At 53.2% G+C, this 18,548-nt stretch carries 17 protein-coding genes; 12 read left to right on the forward strand and 5 right to left on the reverse strand.

What is annotated here, in order from left to right:
- Positions 1-138 precede the first annotated feature (138 nt).
- From deoC to yjjJ, 5 genes are all read left to right on the forward strand, one after another.
- A complete protein-coding gene (deoC, locus tag ACLJXE_RS13055; RefSeq protein ID WP_410751087.1) occupies positions 139-918 on the forward strand; it encodes a deoxyribose-phosphate aldolase in 780 nt (259 codons plus the stop codon).
- Positions 919-1,025: 107 nt separating this feature from the next.
- Positions 1,026-2,348, forward strand: a complete 1,323-nt coding sequence (deoA, locus tag ACLJXE_RS13060) for a thymidine phosphorylase (RefSeq protein WP_410751088.1) — start codon at positions 1,026-1,028, stop codon at positions 2,346-2,348.
- Between the two features lie 51 nt (positions 2,349-2,399).
- On the forward strand, positions 2,400-3,623 hold the full coding sequence (gene deoB / locus ACLJXE_RS13065) for a phosphopentomutase (protein WP_410751089.1): 1,224 nt from the start codon (positions 2,400-2,402) through the stop codon (positions 3,621-3,623).
- 60 nt (positions 3,624-3,683) lie between these two features.
- Complete coding sequence (deoD, locus tag ACLJXE_RS13070; RefSeq protein WP_000224864.1) at positions 3,684-4,403, forward strand: purine-nucleoside phosphorylase; 720 nt, start codon at positions 3,684-3,686, stop codon at positions 4,401-4,403.
- A gap of 143 nt (positions 4,404-4,546) precedes the next feature.
- Complete coding sequence (yjjJ, locus tag ACLJXE_RS13075; RefSeq protein WP_410751090.1) at positions 4,547-5,875, forward strand: type II toxin-antitoxin system HipA family toxin YjjJ; 1,329 nt, start codon at positions 4,547-4,549, stop codon at positions 5,873-5,875.
- Positions 5,876-5,882: 7 nt separating this feature from the next.
- Here yjjJ and lplA read toward each other — a convergent pair whose 3' ends face one another.
- Together lplA and ACLJXE_RS13085 are read right to left on the reverse strand one after the other, a co-directional pair.
- Positions 5,883-6,899 carry a lipoate--protein ligase LplA gene (gene lplA / locus ACLJXE_RS13080; RefSeq protein ID WP_410751091.1) on the reverse strand — a complete coding sequence of 339 codons (1,017 nt, stop codon included), beginning with the start codon at positions 6,897-6,899 and terminating at the stop codon, positions 5,883-5,885.
- Between the two features lie 21 nt (positions 6,900-6,920).
- Positions 6,921-7,562: a YtjB family periplasmic protein gene (locus tag ACLJXE_RS13085; protein WP_286630673.1), complete on the reverse strand. Its 642-nt coding sequence runs from the start codon at positions 7,560-7,562 to the stop codon at positions 6,921-6,923.
- Between the two features lie 116 nt (positions 7,563-7,678).
- Between ACLJXE_RS13085 and serB the strand changes: the two genes are divergently transcribed.
- Genes serB through nadR form a run of 3 tightly spaced genes read left to right on the forward strand, consistent with a single transcriptional unit; the run spans position 7,679 to position 11,324 of the window.
- Positions 7,679-8,647, forward strand: a complete 969-nt coding sequence (gene serB, locus ACLJXE_RS13090) for a phosphoserine phosphatase (RefSeq protein ID WP_410751092.1) — start codon at positions 7,679-7,681, stop codon at positions 8,645-8,647.
- Between the two features lie 11 nt (positions 8,648-8,658).
- Complete coding sequence (radA, locus tag ACLJXE_RS13095) at positions 8,659-10,041, forward strand: DNA repair protein RadA (RefSeq protein WP_003829944.1); 1,383 nt, start codon at positions 8,659-8,661, stop codon at positions 10,039-10,041.
- A gap of 53 nt (positions 10,042-10,094) precedes the next feature.
- Positions 10,095-11,324, forward strand: coding sequence for a multifunctional transcriptional regulator/nicotinamide-nucleotide adenylyltransferase/ribosylnicotinamide kinase NadR (nadR, locus tag ACLJXE_RS13100; protein ID WP_410751093.1), 1,230 nt, complete (start codon positions 10,095-10,097; stop codon positions 11,322-11,324).
- Between the two features lie 100 nt (positions 11,325-11,424).
- On the opposite strand, the gene ettA is transcribed toward nadR, so the two are convergent.
- The gene (ettA, locus tag ACLJXE_RS13105; protein WP_005123940.1) at positions 11,425-13,092 is read right to left on the reverse strand and encodes an energy-dependent translational throttle protein EttA; all 1,668 of its coding nucleotides are present in this window, start codon (positions 13,090-13,092) and stop codon (positions 11,425-11,427) included.
- 208 nt (positions 13,093-13,300) lie between these two features.
- Between ettA and sltY the strand changes: the two genes are divergently transcribed.
- Together sltY and trpR are read left to right on the forward strand one after the other, a co-directional pair.
- Positions 13,301-15,238 carry a murein transglycosylase gene (gene sltY, locus ACLJXE_RS13110; RefSeq protein WP_410751094.1) on the forward strand — a complete coding sequence of 646 codons (1,938 nt, stop codon included), beginning with the start codon at positions 13,301-13,303 and terminating at the stop codon, positions 15,236-15,238.
- A 90-nt stretch (positions 15,239-15,328) separates the two neighbouring features.
- Entirely contained in the window at positions 15,329-15,655 is a 327-nt protein-coding gene (gene trpR / locus ACLJXE_RS13115) for a trp operon repressor (protein ID WP_286630684.1), read from the forward strand.
- 100 nt (positions 15,656-15,755) lie between these two features.
- On the opposite strand, the gene yjjX is transcribed toward trpR, so the two are convergent.
- Entirely contained in the window at positions 15,756-16,271 is a 516-nt protein-coding gene (gene yjjX / locus ACLJXE_RS13120; protein ID WP_410751095.1) for an inosine/xanthosine triphosphatase, read from the reverse strand.
- A 71-nt stretch (positions 16,272-16,342) separates the two neighbouring features.
- On the opposite strand from yjjX, the gene gpmB reads away from it, so the two are divergent.
- On the forward strand, positions 16,343-16,990 hold the full coding sequence (gpmB, locus tag ACLJXE_RS13125) for a 2,3-diphosphoglycerate-dependent phosphoglycerate mutase GpmB (RefSeq protein WP_271441700.1): 648 nt from the start codon (positions 16,343-16,345) through the stop codon (positions 16,988-16,990).
- Here the strand turns inward: gpmB and robA are convergent.
- Positions 16,987-17,856, reverse strand: coding sequence for an MDR efflux pump AcrAB transcriptional activator RobA (gene robA / locus ACLJXE_RS13130; protein ID WP_286630686.1), 870 nt, complete (start codon positions 17,854-17,856; stop codon positions 16,987-16,989). The two genes, gpmB and robA, sit on opposite strands and share 4 nt — an antisense overlap.
- Before the next feature lie 211 nt (positions 17,857-18,067).
- On the opposite strand from robA, the gene creA reads away from it, so the two are divergent.
- Entirely contained in the window at positions 18,068-18,541 is a 474-nt protein-coding gene (gene creA / locus ACLJXE_RS13135) for a protein CreA (RefSeq protein ID WP_271441699.1), read from the forward strand.
- Positions 18,542-18,548: the final 7 nt, after the last annotated feature.

Here is an 18,548-nt window from a genome sequence, read left to right on the forward strand (position 1 = left end):
ATCTCATTAGAGTAATGCAAATCTGTATGTGGTTTTCATTAACTGTGATGTATATCGAAGTGTGATAGCGAGCGGATGTTAGAATACTAACAAACTCGCAAGGTGAAATTTTATACGGCGATGCCGTTGGAGAATGTTATGACCGATTTAACAGCAAGCAGCCTGCGTGCCCTGAAACTGATGGACCTGACCACCCTGAATGACGACGACACCAATGAAAAAGTGATCGCGCTGTGTCATCAGGCAAAAACCCCGGTAGGTAACACGGCGGCAATCTGCATCTATCCGCGTTTCATCCCTATTGCGCGTAAGACGCTGAACGAGCAGGGCACACCGGACATCCGTATTGCCACCGTTACTAACTTCCCGCATGGCAACGACGATATCGAGATCGCGCTGGCAGAAACTCGCGCCGCGATTGCCTACGGTGCAGACGAAGTTGATGTGGTATTCCCGTATCGTGCACTGATCGCAGGCAATGAGCAGATTGGTTTCGATCTGGTTAAAGCCTGTAAAGACGCGTGCGCAGCAGCCAATGTGCTGCTGAAAGTGATCATCGAAACTGGCGAATTGAAAGAAGAAGCTCTGATTCGTAAAGCATCTGAAATCTCCATCAAAGCCGGTGCTGATTTCATCAAAACCTCTACCGGTAAAGTACCGGTCAATGCGACGCCGGAAAGCGCACGCATCATGATGGAAGTGATCCGCGATATGGGTGTTTCTAAAACTGTTGGTTTCAAACCGGCTGGTGGTGTGCGTACCGCTGAAGATGCGCAGCAGTTCCTGGCGATTGCCGATGAACTGTTTGGCGCTGACTGGGCCGATTCCCGTCACTACCGTTTTGGCGCATCCAGCCTGCTGGCTAGCCTGCTGAAAGCGCTGGGTCACGGCGACGGTAAGAGCGCAAGCAGCTACTAAGTTTTCATTGCCCATCGTAGGCCGGATCAGGCGCTAGCTGCCATCCGGCATCAATACGACCCGCCGGGGAGCACAGTGCTTTCCCGGCCCATAATCGGGAGGTTACCTTGTTTCTCGCACAAGAAATTATTCGTAAAAAACGTGATGGTCATGCGCTGAGTGATGAAGAAATTCGTTTCTTTATTAACGGTATTCGCGACAACACCATCTCTGAAGGGCAAATCGCCGCCCTGGCGATGACCATTTTCTTCCACGATATGACAATGCCAGAGCGTGTCTCGCTGACCATGGCAATGCGTGATTCAGGAACCGTGCTGGACTGGAAAAGTTTGCAGCTGAACGGCCCGATTGTGGATAAACACTCTACCGGTGGTGTAGGTGACGTGACGTCACTGATGTTAGGCCCGATGGTCGCAGCATGCGGCGGCTACATCCCGATGATTTCCGGGCGAGGCCTGGGTCATACCGGCGGTACGCTGGATAAACTGGAAGCCATTCCGGGATTTGATATCTTCCCGGACGACGCGCGTTTCCGTGAAATTATTAAAGACGTGGGTGTGGCGATAATTGGACAAACCAGTTCGCTCGCACCGGCGGACAAACGTTTTTATGCCACCCGCGATATTACCGCGACGGTGGATTCCATTCCGTTGATCACCGGTTCCATCCTGGCTAAAAAGCTGGCGGAAGGGCTGGATGCGCTGGTGATGGACGTCAAAGTCGGCAGTGGCGCCTTTATGCCGACCTATGAACTTTCAGAAGCCCTTGCCGAAGCGATTGTCGGTGTGGCGAACGGTGCAGGCGTGCGTACCACCGCACTGTTAACGGATATGAACCAGGTGCTGGCTTCCAGCGCCGGTAACGCGGTTGAAGTCCGTGAAGCTGTGCAGTTCCTGACCGGCGAATACCGCAATCCGCGTTTGTTAGACGTCACCATGGCGCTGTGCGTGGAAATGCTGATCTCCGGCAAACTGGCGAAAGATGATGCTGAAGCCCGCGCGAAGCTGCAGGCGGTGCTGGATAACGGTAAAGCGGCAGAAATTTTTGGCCGCATGGTTGCGGCGCAGAAAGGCCCAACCGACTTCGTGGAAAACTATGCGAAGTACCTGCCGACGGCAATGCTCAGCAAAGCGGTATATGCTGATACCGAAGGTTTTGTCAGCGCAATGGATACCCGTGCGCTGGGTATGGCGGTTGTTTCCATGGGCGGCGGTCGCCGTCAGGCTTCGGACACCATTGATTACAGCGTTGGTTTCACCGACATGGCGCGTCTGGGCGACAGCGTGGACGGTCAGCGTCCGCTGGCGGTAATCCACGCCAAAGACGAAGCCAGCTGGCAGGACGCGGCGAAAGCGGTCAAAGCGGCAATCAGGCTTGACGACAACGCGCCAGAAATTACACCGACAGTCTATCGTCGTATAACCGAATAACTGTATACTGATCTGATCGCTTTTTTGCGGCGCAGATGTGTGGAGAACAAGATGAAACGTGCATTTATTATGGTGCTGGACTCCTTTGGTATTGGTGCGACTGAAGATGCGGATCGCTTTGGCGACGTAGGCTCAGACACTATGGGACATATTGCAGAAGCTTGTGCGAAAGGCGAAGCTGACAATGGTCGCAAAGGTCCGCTGAATTTGCCTAACCTGACCCGTCTGGGCCTGGTGAAAGCTCACGAAGGTTCTACCGGTAAAGTTGCTGCCGGGATGGATGGTAATGCAGAAGTGATTGGTGCCTACGCATGGGCACATGAACTCTCTTCCGGCAAAGACACGCCGTCTGGCCACTGGGAAATCGCCGGTGTGCCGGTTCTGTTTGACTGGGGATATTTCTCCGATCATGAGAACAGCTTCCCACAAGAATTGCTGGATAAACTGGTAAAACGTGCCAACCTGCCTGGTTACCTCGGCAACTGCCACTCTTCCGGTACGGTAATTCTGGACCAGTTGGGCGAAGAACATATGAAAACCGGCAAGCCGATTTTCTATACCTCTGCTGACTCCGTGTTCCAGATCGCCTGCCATGAAGAAACCTTTGGCCTGGATAAACTCTACGAACTGTGTGAAATCGCACGCGAAGAGTTGACCGAAGGCGGCTACAACATTGGCCGTGTTATCGCGCGTCCGTTTATCGGTGACAAGGCCGGTAACTTCCAGCGTACCGGTAACCGTCACGATCTGGCTGTTGAGCCGCCAGCGCCGACGGTACTGCAGAAACTGGTCGATGAGAAAAAAGGTCATGTCGTGTCCGTTGGTAAGATTGCGGACATCTACGCGAACTGCGGTATCACTAAAAAAGTGAAAGCAACCGGTCTGGACGCGCTGTTCGACGCCACCATCAAAGAGATGAAAGAAGCGGGTGATAAGACAATCGTCTTCACTAACTTTGTTGATTTCGATTCTTCCTGGGGCCACCGTCGCGATATCGCTGGCTATGCTGCCGGTCTGGAGTTGTTCGACCGCCGTCTGCCAGAGTTGATGGAGCTGGTGGGTGAAGATGACATTCTGATCCTGACCGCTGACCACGGCTGCGATCCGAGCTGGACCGGTACTGACCACACCCGTGAACACATTCCGGTACTGGTTTACGGCCCGAAAGTGAAACCGGGATCTTTAGGCCACCGTGAAACCTTCGCGGATATCGGTCAGACGCTGGCGAGCTACTTCGGTACGTCGCCAATGGACTACGGTAAAAACATGCTGTAATTGATTGCCGGGCGGCATTGCGCCACCCGGCAAAAACAACAAATTAAAAGGGAACTGAAGATGGCAACTCCACATATTAATGCAGAAATGGGTGATTTCGCTGACGTCGTTTTGATGCCGGGCGACCCACTGCGTGCGAAGCACATTGCTGAAACTTTCCTCGAAGATGTCCGTGAAGTAAACAACGTTCGCGGCATGTTAGGTTTCACCGGGACTTACAAAGGCCGTAAGATCTCTGTTATGGGTCACGGTATGGGTATCCCGTCCTGCTCTATCTACACCAAAGAGCTGATCACTGATTTCGGCGTGAAGAAAATCATTCGCGTAGGCTCCTGTGGCGCTGTGCGTATGGACGTCAAACTGCGTGACGTGGTTATCGGTATGGGGGCCTGCACTGACTCCAAAGTTAACCGTATCCGCTTTAAAGATCATGACTTTGCAGCTATCGCTGATTTCGACATGGTGCGTAACGCTGTTGATGCGGCAAAAGCGCTGGGCGTTGACGCGCGTGTGGGCAACCTGTTCTCCGCTGACCTGTTCTACTCTCCGGACGGCGAAATGTTCGACGTGATGGAAAAGTACGGCGTACTGGGCGTGGAAATGGAAGCGGCGGGTATCTATGGCGTTGCGGCTGAATTTGGTGCGAAAGCGCTGACCATCTGCACCGTGTCCGACCATATCCGTACCCACGAGCAGACCACTGCCGCTGAACGTCAGACGACCTTCAACGACATGATTAAAATCGCACTGGAATCCGTTCTGCTGGGCGATAAAGAGTAAGTTTTCTATAAGGGGCATCATTTGCCCCTTTTTCTTTCAAGTATCCATTCATCAATCCCTTCCTTGATTCCATTTTATATTGACAAATTAATTAGCTATACCATTTAATGTATTCAATTATCTATTCATGAATCTATTCATTAATGAGCGCGTTAACCGATTTGCTACTCCAGGGGCCACGTTCAGCACCTGAACTACGACAGTCGCTGGCAATCAGCCAGGCAACCTTTTCTCGTCTTGTATCAATGCATGAAGAGGTCATGCAGTTTGGTAAAGCCCGGGCAACACGCTATGCGCTCATTAAACCGATTCGTGGTGTAACGTCGTTTCCGTTGTGGCTGGTCGATGCACAAGGGAGTGCCTGTAAGTTTGGCGTTATTTACCCCTGTTGGCCGCAGGGGAGCTGTCTGGTCGCGTTGTCTTCTGGAGAATGGCAGTGGTTTGATGGTCTGCCGTGGTATCTCACCGATCTGAGACCGCAGGGCTTCCTTGGACGAGCCTGGGGAAGAGCTGTCGCACAACATACCAACCTGCCGGATGATATTCGTTTGTGGCAAGAGGATGAAGTGCTGTACGCACTGCGTACGTATGCGGGTGAAAATGCGGGAGGATGGATCATCGGTGAAGATAATTACCAGCGTTGGGTCGACGCGCCAGAACCGATCGTCATTGCCCACTCCGATAAAATTACGCGTTTTCAACAGCTCGCAGAGGATGCGTTAGCTGGTGAAGTTATCGGTTCCTCTGCCGGTGGTGAGCAGCCTAAATTCGCCTGTTTTGTGCAGACGGAGCAAGGAAATAAAAATGCGTTGGTTAAATTCAGTGCGCGGGAGCGGAGCATTATTTCTGAGCGCTGGAGCGATCTGCTGATTGCCGAATCTATTGCGCTATCGGTGCTGGAGGGGGCGAATGTTTCTGCAAGTCACGCCACGGCTTATTGTAGTGATGCAGGGCAGGTATTTCTGGAAAGCATCAGGTTTGATTGCGCAGGCGTACGCGGCAGGCGGCAGGTAGTCTCTCTTGAAGCGTTGCAAAGTGAGTATGTCTCCTCACTGGGAACCTGGCCTGTTGTCACGCGCCAACTGGCAGTACAGGGCTATATAGATGCACATTCCAGTCAACAAACCGAGATAATCTGGGCGTTTGGTCGCTTGATAGCCAACAGCGATATGCATGCTGGTAATCTTTCGTTCTATTTGTCCGCTCCGCCTATGGCGCTGGCTCCTGTTTACGACATGCTGCCGATGTCGTTTGCCCCCTCTGGAGCGGGTTCGTTGCGTACTGAAGCGGTTGATATAAAAGTAGATGCGACGGTAAACAGAGACGCGTGGGAATTTGCTCTGCCACTCGCTGAAGCATTCTGGCTGCATGTTGCAGATGATGCGCGCATCAGCGCGGGATTTCGACAAATTGCCCGCGCAATGCTGGAAAAACTGACGTTAGCCAGGGGGGTTATTCAGCGGCTTGCTTAAAGAGGACCTAACGTACCGCGCTCGCAATCCACACCGACAATTCTCGCAGCTCTTTTTCTTGTTCAGGGAAGTCCGTCAGTAGCGCCTCACATTCCTGTTGCAACCTATCAGCACGATACAGACACCCTTGCAGACGACCTGCCAGCGCTTCTAACGGCGCGGGGTTGAGACTGTCGGTAAAGACCTGTGCACGGGTGATGTGGCCTTTTTCGACGTCGAAATGCAGCTCGACGCCGCCCCAGGTAAAGCGCTCATCAAGCAGATGTGAGAAGGCGGGGGCCTGACCAAAATTCCATTCCCAACTGCTTTGGCGGGCGAAGGTTTCGGCAAAATTCGGCAGATCCGGTGTTTTGTCGGGAGAGATAATTTCGGCATCTACGCGTTCGCCGTAGTGTTCAAAAAAGGCTTCTGTAACAGCCTTACACACCTGTTCGTGGGTAATGCCCGGTAACAATTCAGTCAAATTGGCAACTCGCGAGCGGACGGAGGTAATCCCTTTCGCGGCGAGTTTCTTTTTATCGGGGTTCAGGTAGTTGGCCAGTCGACTGAGGTCGGCATTCAACAGCAGTGTTCCGTGGTGAAATCCACGATCCTTGGTTTCCCGATATGCGGAACCAGAGACCTTGCGATCGCCCTCGGCCGTTTTGACCACCAGATCGTTACGTCCGGAGGCATCGGCGTTTACACCCAGCGAATTCAACGCATTCAATACGATAGCAGTGGAGATGGTTTTGTCATACTCCGGTTTGCCGGCCATAAAGGTAAAGCAGGTATTCCCGAGATCGTGAAATACCGCGCCACCGCCGCTGCTGCGACGTGCCAACCGCACGTTATCCTCTTCCATGCGTCGGGTATTGCACTCTTTCCACGGGTTTTGCGCCCGGCCAATAACCACCGTATCGGCGTTACGCCATAAAAACAGGACGCGCTGCGTGGCGGGCATCTGGCGGAAAATGCACTCTTCAACGGCCAGGTTAAACCAGGGATCGTGAGAGTCAGAGATAAGCAGGCGTAGTGTTGTCATGGTTGATTTCCTTTCTTTGAATTACTCTTTTTTCTCGGTGTCTTCTTCCTGCACTGGCTTGTTGGCGGTAAGCAGGAATGGAGATTGTTGCCAGCGGGTACGCTTGCCTTGCAATAATGTGCGAGTGAGGACTACGCCAATAGCCAGTGACAGGAGCAGCATCAGGCGTAAGATGTTGGTGGTGTTGTCTACCTGCTTTGCCTCGGTGGCAAGCGTGTGGGTGTCGAGTGTCAGTCGCAGATAACCCAGCGGACCGTTTCTCCCCTGAATGGGCTCAACGATTTGCTGATTAAAATAGCCCCCGGCTTTTTTGCCATCGAGCGCCAGCCGGTCACGGACATTGACGCTCTCACCGGTGCGGGTAATCAGATCGCCCTGTTCATCGTACACACCAGCATCCAGAATACGGCTACTCTCCGTTAACTGCGTGAGTACGGCTTTGATGCGTTTTTCATCCGGTGTTTCGGTACGCATCAGCGGCGCGACGTTTAAGGTGACCTGGCGGGCCAGTGTACGGGCCAGTTCTTCCAGCTGCGGATTACGTTGCTGCTGGTGGCTTTGACTAAACCAGGATGCCCCCTGCATCAGGGCAACAAGCAACGCGAGACAGGACAATACAATCACTGCACGATGAAGTCGGAATTTCAGTTTTGCGCGAGCCATATTCCACCTGCTGAAAATTTGAGGCTTAATGTTGCCAGAAGCGCTGGTTACAGGGTAGCCTCATGCGTTATTTTCCCCTGGATGATTCCGACCCGAACGATTTTACAGGAGCTTTAATGCCTAACATTACCTGGTGCGATCTACCTGAAGATGTCTCTCTGTGGCCAGGTCTGCCCCTTTCTTTAAGCGGTGATGAAGTCATGCCGCTGGACTACCACGCGGGCCGCAGTGGCTGGCTGCTGTATGGTCGTGGGCTGGATAAACAACGCTTAACGCAATACCAGGGCAAACTGGGCGCGGCGATGGTGATCGTAGCCGCCTGGTGCGTCGAGGATTATCAGGTGATTCGCCTGGCGGGGTCGTTAACGCCGCGTGCGACAAAACTGGCGCATGATGCCAAACTGGATGTCGCCCCGCTGGGGAAAATCCCGCATCTGCGCACGCCGGGTCTACTGGTGATGGACATGGACTCTACGGCTATCCAGATCGAATGTATTGACGAAATCGCCAAACTGGCCGGCACGGGCGAAATGGTCGCGGAAGTGACCGAACGCGCGATGCGTGGTGAACTGGATTTTACCGCCAGCCTGCGCAGCCGCGTTGCCACGCTGAAGGGCGCTGATGCCAATATCCTGATGCAGGTTCGTGAAAACTTACCGCTGATGCCTGGCCTGACGCAGCTGGTGCTGAAGCTGGAAACGCTGGGATGGAAAGTGGCGATTGCCTCCGGTGGTTTTACCTTCTTTGCGGAATACCTGCGTGAAAAACTGCGGCTGACTGCCGTTGTGGCGAATGAGCTGGAAATCATGGACGGGAAATTTACCGGCAATGTGACTGGCGATATCGTCGATGCCCAGTACAAAGCCAATACCCTGACACGCCTGGCGCAAGAGTATGAAATCCCGATGGCGCAGACGGTGGCGATCGGCGATGGTGCCAACGATCTGCCGATGATCAAAACGGCAGGGCTGGGGATCGCCTACCATGCAAAACCGAAAGTGAATGAAAAGACGGAGATTACTATCCGTCACGCTGATCTGATGGGGGTGTTCTGCATTCTCTCCGGCAGCATGAATCAGAAATAACGAGGTAAAACGTGGCAAAAGCTCCTAAACGCGCCTTTGTATGTAATGAATGCGGTGCCGATTACCCGCGCTGGCAGGGGCAATGTAGCGCCTGTCAGGCCTGGAACACCATTACCGAGGTACGTCTTGCGGCGTCGCCTACGGTGGCGCGTAACGAGCGACTCAGCGGCTACGCCGGGAATGCAGGTGTCGCAAAGGTGCAGAAGCTGTCTGATATTAGCCTCGAGGAGTTGCCGCGTTTCTCTACCGGTTTTAAAGAATTCGATCGCGTACTGGGCGGCGGTGTGGTGCCGGGTAGCGCCATTCTGATTGGTGGCAACCCCGGAGCAGGGAAGTCGACGCTGCTGCTACAAACGTTGTGTAAGCTTGCCGAGCAGATGAAAACCCTGTACGTCACGGGGGAAGAATCGTTGCAACAGGTAGCGATGCGCGCTCATCGACTCGGTCTGCCGACGGCGAATCTGAATATGCTGTCGGAAACCAGTATCGAGCAGATTTGCCTGATTGCGGAAGAAGAACAGCCAAAGCTGATGGTCATCGACTCCATTCAGGTGATGCATATGGCGGATATTCAGTCTTCGCCAGGCAGCGTGGCGCAGGTACGTGAAACGGCCGCTTACCTGACGCGCTTTGCCAAAACGCGGGGCGTGGCGATTGTTATGGTCGGCCATGTCACCAAAGACGGGTCGCTGGCCGGGCCAAAGGTACTGGAGCACTGCATTGACTGCTCGGTACTGCTCGACGGCGATGCGGATTCTCGTTTTCGTACCCTGCGTAGCCATAAGAACCGTTTTGGCGCGGTGAATGAACTTGGCGTTTTCGCCATGACGGAACAGGGACTGCGTGAAGTCAGCAACCCTTCTGCTATCTTTTTAAGTCGCGGTGATGAAGTCACCTCCGGCAGCTCAGTAATGGTGGTCTGGGAAGGGACACGTCCATTACTGGTGGAGATCCAGGCATTGGTCGATCATTCTATGATGGCGAACCCGCGCCGCGTGGCGGTTGGGCTGGAACAAAACCGCCTGGCGATTCTGCTGGCAGTACTGCACCGCCACGGTGGTTTGCAGATGGCGGATCAGGACGTGTTCGTCAATGTGGTGGGGGGGGTAAAAGTCACTGAAACCAGTGCCGACCTGGCGCTGCTGCTGGCGATGGTTTCCAGCTTACGCGACAGACCGCTACCGCAGGATTTAGTCGTCTTTGGTGAAGTGGGGCTGGCAGGCGAAATCCGCCCGGTTCCCAGTGGTCAGGAACGTATTTCGGAAGCGGCGAAGCACGGCTTCCGCCGGGCGATTGTGCCTGCCGCCAACGTACCGAAAAAAGTACCGGAAGGAATGCAGGTTTTTGGCGTTAAAAAGCTTGCAGATGCGTTAAGCGTGTTCGACGACTTATAATTTAATCTTCGTTCCAGGGTATTTCGTTTTTTTTAGTAAAGCAGGAGGCTCTTGTGTCATTTGATTATCTGAAAACCGCCATTAAGCAAAAGGGCTGTACCCTGCAACAAGTGGCGGATGCCAGTGGCATGACCAAGGGATATCTCAGTCAACTGTTGAATGCCAAAATCAAAAGCCCCAGTGCGCAAAAGCTGGAGGCACTGCACCGTTTTTTGGGGCTTGAGTTTCCCCGTCAGCAGAAAAATATCGGTGTGGTATTTGGCAAGTTTTATCCGCTGCATACCGGTCATATCTATCTTATTCAGCGCGCCTGTAGCCAGGTAGATGAACTGCATATCATCATGGGCTATGACGATACGCGTGACCGTGGCCTGTTTGAGGACAGCGCCATGTCACAGCAGCCCACGGTCTCCGATCGTCTGCGCTGGCTGCTGCAAACGTTCAAGTATCAGAAAAATATCCGTATCCATGCCTTCAATGAAGAGGGTATGGAGCCCTATCCGCACGGTTGGGATGTCTGGAGCAATGGCATCAAAACGTTTATGCAGGAGAAGGGGATCCAGCCAAACTGGATTTACACATCTGAAGAATCTGATGCCCCGCAATATCTTGAACATCTGGGCATTGAAACGGTACTGGTTGATCCCAAACGGACATTTATGAGTATCAGCGGCGGGCAAATTCGAGAAAACCCATTCCGCTACTGGGAATATATCCCCACTGAAGTGAAACCGTTTTTCGTGCGCACCGTGGCGATCCTCGGTGGAGAATCGAGCGGTAAATCGACGCTGGTGAATAAGCTCGCCAATATCTTCAACACCACCAGTGCGTGGGAATATGGCCGTGATTACGTCTTTTCCCATTTGGGGGGCGACGAGATGGCGTTGCAGTACTCGGACTACGATAAGATCGCGCTGGGACAGGCACAGTACATTGATTTCGCAGTGAAATATGCCAATAAAGTGGCATTTATCGACACTGACTTTGTGACCACTCAGGCATTCTGTAAAAAGTACGAAGGGCGTGAGCATCCGTTTGTGCAGGCATTGATTGACGAATACCGCTTTGACCTGGTGATCCTGCTGGAAAACAACACGCCGTGGGTGGCGGATGGATTACGCAGCCTTGGGAGTTCGGTTGACCGTAAGGCATTTCAGTCTCTGCTGGTGGAGATGCTACAGGAAAACAACATCGATTTTGTCCACGTGGAAGAGCCTGACTATGATGGCCGGTTCCTGCGCTGCGTGGAGCTGGTGAAAGAACTAATGGGTGAGCAGAGGTAGGTTTTAATGCCGGATGGCGCTGCGCTTACCCGGCCTACAAGTCGTACTAACCTCGTAGGCCGGATAAGGCGGAACGCCGCCATCCGGCGCTTAACGGTAATTACTTAGAAATACGCTTGTACTTAATACGCTTCGGCTCCAGCGCATCAGCGCCCAGCGTGCGTTTTTTGTACTCTTCGTATTCGGTAAAGTTACCTTCAAAGAACTCGACTTTACCTTCATCCTGGTAATCCAGAATGTGGGTGGCGATACGGTCAAGGAACCAACGGTCGTGCGAGATAACCATCGCACAGCCTGGGAATTCCAGCAGGGCGTTTTCCAGCGCGCGCAGGGTTTCGATATCCAGGTCGTTTGTCGGTTCATCGAGCAGCAGCATATTACCGCCAACCTGCAGCAGTTTCGCCAGGTGCAGACGACCACGCTCACCGCCGGACAGTTCGCCTACGCGTTTACCCTGATCAACACCTTTAAAGTTGAAGCGGCCTACGTAGGCACGGCTTGGCATTTCGGTATTGCCGATACGCATAATATCCAGCCCGCCGGAGACTTCTTCCCACACGGTTTTGCTGTTGTCCATGGCATCACGGAACTGGTCAACAGACGCCAGTTTCACGGTTTCACCCAGTTCAATGGTGCCGCTGTCAGGCTGTTCCTGACCGGACATCATGCGGAACAGGGTGGATTTACCTGCACCGTTCGGGCCGATGATACCGACAATTGCCCCTTTTGGTACTGAGAAGCTCAAATCGTCAATCAGTACGCGATCGCCGTAGGATTTACGCAGATTGGTCACTTCAACGACTTTATCGCCCAGACGCGGTCCTGGTGGAATAAACAGTTCGTTGGTTTCGTTACGTTTCTGGTATTCGGTATTGTTGAGCTCTTCAAAGCGTGCCAGACGGGCTTTACCCTTAGACTGACGGCCTTTCGCACCCTGACGTACCCACTCCAGCTCTTTCTCAATGGATTTACGACGAGCGGCTTCCTGAGAGGCTTCCTGAGCCAGACGCTGATCTTTCTGTTCCAGCCATGAGGAGTAGTTACCTTCCCATGGAATACCTTCACCACGGTCAAGCTCCAGAATCCATCCGGCAACATTATCAAGGAAGTAACGGTCGTGGGTAATCGCCACAACGGTTCCTTCAAAGTCGTGCAGGAAGCGTTCCAGCCACGCGACGGATTCGGCATCCAGGTGGTTCGTCGGTTCGTCGAGCAGCAGCATGTCTGGTTTTTCCAGCAGCAGGCGGCATAGTGCGACGCGGCGACGTTCACCACCGGAGAGCTTCTCAATTTTGGCATCCCAGTCCGGCAGACGCAGGGCATCGGCGGCACGTTCGAGTTGTACATTCAGGTTGTGACCGTCGTGCGCCTGAATAATCTCTTCAAACTTGCCCTGTTGCGCAGCAAGCTTATCGAAATCGGCATCCGGCTCGGCGTACTTCGCATACACTTCATCCAGGCCTTTCAGGGCATTAACCACTTCGGCAACCGCTTCTTCAACGGATTCACGAACAGTGTGTTCCGGGTTCAGCTTCGGTTCCTGTGGCAGGTAACCGATCTTGATACCCGGCTGCGGACGTGCTTCACCCTCGATATCGGTGTCAATGCCGGCCATGATACGCAGCAGGGTAGATTTACCCGCACCGTTCAGACCGAGCACCCCGATTTTGGCGCCAGGGAAGAAGCTCAGAGAGATGTTTTTAAGAATATGACGTTTCGGCGGAACGACTTTGCCGACACGATGCATGGTATAAACGAATTGGGCCACGTTGGACTCGCCTCTCATCTAATTAATGATGAATAGTTATCAAAGGCGAAGTGTAGCCTTTTTCATTGCCCAATCCCAGCCAGCAGATCTCACTCGCAACAAAAGTAAAAAAGTGTCCGTGACGTGGCACATTCTGCAATGTCTGGTTAGCATGAACTAATTAAGCGGCATGATGCTGCACAGACGTAAACGACAAGAGGAAGAGCTTGTGGACAAAGCCAAACAATTTACCTGGCGCCTGCTGGCTGCCAGCGTATGTCTGCTGACAGTCAGTCAAGTAGCGCGAGCCGATTCCCTGGATGAGCAGCGCAATCGCTATGCGCAAATTAAGCAGGCCTGGGATAACCGACAAATGGACGTCGTAGGGCAGATGATGCCCGGCCTGAAAAACTATCCTCTGTACCCCTATCTGGAATATCGCCAGATCACTGACGATTTGATGAATCAGCCCACCATCACCGTAACGAACTTTGTGCGTGCTAACCCGACGCTCCCGCCGGCACGTACTCTGCAATCGCGTTTTGTGAATGAACTGGCGCGTCGGGAAGACTGGCGCGGGCTGCTGGCATTTAGCCCGGATAAGCCTGGCACCACCGAGGCGCAATGTAATTACTACTATGCGAAATGGAGCACCGGACAAACCGAAGAGGCCTGGCAGGGCGCAAAAGAGCTGTGGTTAACCGGCAAAAGCCAGCCGAATGCGTGTGACAAATTATTCGGCGTATGGCGCGCTTCCGGCACTCAGGACCCGCTGGCGTATCTGGAACGTATCCGTCTGGCGATGAAGGCGGGGAATACCGGACTGGTGACTGCGCTGGCCGGACAGATGCCAGCGCAGTATCAGACAATTGCGCAGGCAATCATCGCGCTGGCGAATGATCCTAATTCGGTGATGACCTTTGCGCGCACAACTGGTGCAACAGATTTTACGCGCCAGATGGCGGCGGTGGCTTTTGCCAGCGTAGCCCGTCAGGATGCGGAAAATGCACGTTTGATGATCCCTTCACTGGCGCAAGCACAACAGCTTAATGACGATCAAATTCAGGAGCTGCGTGATATCGTTGCCTGGCGCCTGATGGGCAACGACGTCACTGACGAGCAGGCGAAATGGCGCGATGATGCGATTATGCGCTCAAATTCCACTACGCTTGTGGAGCGCCGTGTACGCATGGCGCTGGGAACCGGCGATCGTCGTGGCCTGAATACCTGGCTGGCGCGTCTGCCGATGGAAGCAAAAGAAAAAGACGAATGGCGCTACTGGCAGGCGGATCTGCTGCTGGAGCGGGGACGCAATGATGAAGCGAAAGAGATTCTGCAGCAGCTCATGCAGCAGCGCGGTTTTTACCCGATGGTGGCCGCGCAAAGGCTGGGAGAAGAGTACGCGCTGAAAGTGGATAAAGCGCCAGCGAATGTTGACTCTGCCCTGACTCAGGGGCCGGAAATGGCGCGAGTTCGTGAACTGATGTACTGGAACCTGGACAATACCGCCCGCAGTGAGTGGGCGAATCTGGTTACCAGTCGCACGAAATCTGAACAGGCACAATTGGCGCGTTATGCGTTTAATAACCACTGGTGGGATCTGAGCGTTCAGGCCACGATCGCTGGTAAGCTTTGGGATCATCTGGAAGAGCGTTTCCCGCTGGCTTACCAGGATCTGTTTACCCGTTATACCCGCGGCAAAGATATTCCGCAGAGTTATGCGATGGCCATTGCACGTCAGGAAAGTGCCTGGAATCCGAAAGTAAAATCGCCGGTAGGTGCCAGTGGGCTGATGCAGATTATGCCGGGCACTGCGACACATACGGTGAAAATGTTCTCGATTCCAGGTTACAGCAGCCCAAATCAGCTGTTGGATCCTGATACCAATATCAACATCGGTACCAGCTATTTGCAGTACGTGTACCAGCAATTTGGCAACAACCGTATCTTTGCTTCTGCGGCGTATAACGCTGGCCCGGGACGCGTTCGTACCTGGCTTGGCAATAGCGCAGGTCGTATTGATGCCGTGGCGTTTGTCGAAAGTATTCCGTTCTCGGAAACGCGAGGATATGTGAAGAATGTGCTGGCATACGATGCTTACTACCGTTATTTCCTCGGGGATAAACCGACGTTGATGAGCGACGCAGAATGGCAACGTCGTTACTGATCGCGTTGAGTGTGTTATGCTATCGTACTCGTTAAAGAGTACAAAAGGGGGAGGCAAGCACGCTTCCCCCCGCAACGATGGCGACATTTTATGACCCAGCAATCACCCTATTCAGCAGCGATGGCAGAACAGCGTCACCAGGAGTGGTTACGTTTTGTCGACCTGCTTAAACAGGCTTACGAGCAAGATTTACATCAGTCACTGCTCAATTTGATGTTAACGCCGGATGAGCGCGAAGCGCTGGGAACGCGCGTGCGCATCATTGAAGAGTTGTTGCGTGGTGAGATGAGTCAGCGCGAGCTAAAAAACGAACTCGGGGCCGGGATTGCCACCATTACGCGTGGTTCTAACAGCCTCAAGTCGGCACCCGTTGAGTTACGCCAGTGGCTGGAGCAGGTGTTGCTCAAAAATGGCTGATTCGTCGTAGGCCGGATAAGGCGAAGCCGCCATCCGGCAACATTGCTGCGAAATGTCTGATGGCGCTGTGCTTATCTGGCCTACAACATCGCGCAAATAATTACCGATACACCGCGTTATGAAATGGGCTTAACGCCAGAATCACCGCCTGGTGATAGACGCTCGAACGTGTCAGTTTGCCCGCGGTAAAGACGCCAATTGCACCCTCTTTACGGCCAATTTCATCAATACCCGTGTAATCCGACATCACCGGACCAAGCGCTTCACCCAGACGTACCCTCTCGAGAATGACGGCAGGCAATGGCAGCGTGGCAGAACGGGCTTCGCCACGCTGGATGCCGTTATCAATGACCACCCAACTGAAGGTGGCGTCATCGTCAATTCCCGCTTCAATAGCGACCCAGAAATCAGCCTGCGGGTGCAGGCGGCGCGCGTTATCAACGCGATTTCGTGCGCCAGTGCGCGTTTCCTGGCTTCCAAAAGGCTGTTCTGGCACGCCACTCTCGACGGCGATGGGTTCAATATGGCAGGATCCTTCCCCGAAAATCTCTTCAAATGCCCGCAGAATTGCCTGAATTTTGGCAGGATTGGTGGTCGCAGAGATAACCTTGTGCATAATTAAGCTCAGTTTGAAAATTCATCGCAGAGTCTACTCAAAGTACGACGAGTATATAACGGAAAAAAAGCATGTTACAGGTATACCTTGTTCGCCATGGTGAAACGCAGTGGAACGCCGAGCGACGTATTCAAGGCCAGTCAGACAGCCCACTGACCGCTAAAGGTGAGCAGCAAGCCATGCAGGTTGGTGAACGCGCCCGCTCGTTTGGCATTACGCACGTTATCAGTAGCGATTTAGGTCGTACACGACGCACTGCAGAAATTATCGCTCAGGCGTGTGGCTGTGAGATCACTTATGATGCGCGACTGCGTGAACTCAATATGGGCGTGCTGGAAAAACGCCATATCGATACGCTGACCCCGGAAGAGGAAGGCTGGCGTCGTCAGTTGGTGAACGGTACGGTGGATGGTCGTATTCCGGAAGGGGAATCGATGCAGGAACTGAGCGATCGCGTCAACGCGGCGCTGGCATCCTGCCTGGAACTGCCGCCGGGGAGTCGTCCATTGCTGGTGAGCCATGGTATTGCGCTGGGCTGCCTGGTGAGTACTATTCTGGGATTGCCTGCATGGGCTGAGCGTCGTTTGCGTCTGCGCAACTGCTCTATTTCTCGTGTCGATTACCAGGAAAGTTTATGGCTGGCACCGGGCTGGGTGGTTGAAACGGCAGGGGACATCTCACATCTGGACGCCCCTGCGTTGGACGAGCTACAGCGTTAACGGCGGATAGGAATCAGGAATTCGCAGCGCAGATTAATAGGGCGATCTCCCGCTTTGGCATCTTCTGCCGGGTAGTATCGTTCTATATCCTGCCCTTTACGGCGAGTCAGGTTCAGCATCGGCATGCAGGTGCCGTACACTGTCAGGATAAACTCCTGCACGCCCGTCCCCAGGCCCTCATAGGTAAACATCACATACTCGCCGCCCTGTAACAGGATGGGTTGCGCCGACTGCACGTATCCGTTGGCCTGGTCTGGTGTGAGCGCGGTGGTATAAAACACTTCCTGTTCGTCATCTTTCTCAATGCTGGGGCGCGTTTCGTTGAGTCCGTACAGAACCTGCGGGATCGCAGGAGCCTGGCTGAGGAAGTCGCTCCAGAACTGGATCCGCATTTCATGACGGAAATCTGAAATCTGCTCAAGCGAGCAGGAATAACTCTGCGTGGTACCCAGCAGTGGTGTATCTTCCAGCGTTACAAATTCATGTGCTGGCATGGCAAATTCCCCGAGGCGCATTGGCGGGCGAATACCGAAAGCACTCCATTCCGGTGAGCGACGATACAGCGCAGGCGTCTGGGAAAATTGCTTTTTGAACGCGCGGGTAAACGTCTGTTGAGAATCGAAGCGATACTGCAGGGCGATGTCCAGTATTGGGCGCGCAGTCAGACGTAGCGCCACTGCGGACTTCGATAAACGACGAGCGCGGATATAGGCGCCAATAGCGTGGCCCGTCACGTCCTTGAACATTCTCTGCAGATGCCACTTGGAATAGCCTGCTTTTGCCGCCACATTGTCAAGCGACAAAGGCTGATCCAGATGGCCTTCCAGCCAGATTAAGAGGTCGCGAATAATGCCAGCCTGATCCATAAAATATCCTCATCCTTTCAACAACGAGTACCTGACGCCAAGTATGAGGATAATAGCATTTTTTGCTGTTTTAGCATTCAGTGTTTTTTTTGCTCATAAGTGCTTTTTTCGCACATACGAAAGCGTGATTATTGTAATCCTGTGATCTGTATACATTTTATCTTAGAATGTCTAATAATTACACAGAGTAACATTTAAGAATGGTAACAATATGAAATATAAGAGCTTAGTCATTTCCTCAATTCTGCTGATGATGACGCAGGTTGCCCATGCGGAGCAGATTGGATCTGTCGATACCGTGTTCAAAATGTTTGGACCGGATCATAAAATTGTAGTCGAGGCATTTGATGATCCTGATGTCACCAATGTAACCTGCTACGTTAGCCGTGCCAAAACGGGTGGCATTAAAGGTGGGCTGGGTTTGGCTGAAGATACTTCCGACGCTGCTATCTCCTGCCAGCAGGTGGGGCCGGTGGAACTGAGCGACAGAATTAAAAACGGCAAAGCCCAGGGCGAGGTGGTCTTTAAGAAACGTACGTCTCTGGTGTTTAAATCCTTACAGGTCGTGCGTTTTTATGATGCGAAACGCAACACGCTGGCTTATCTGGCCTATTCGGATAAGGTGGTTGATGGATCGCCCAAAAATGCTATCAGCGCGGTACCCATCATGCCGTGGCAGCGATAACAGGTAG

The sequence above is a fragment of the Citrobacter sp. U14242 genome, assembly GCF_046555775.1.
Lineage (GTDB): Bacteria > Pseudomonadota > Gammaproteobacteria > Enterobacterales > Enterobacteriaceae > Citrobacter.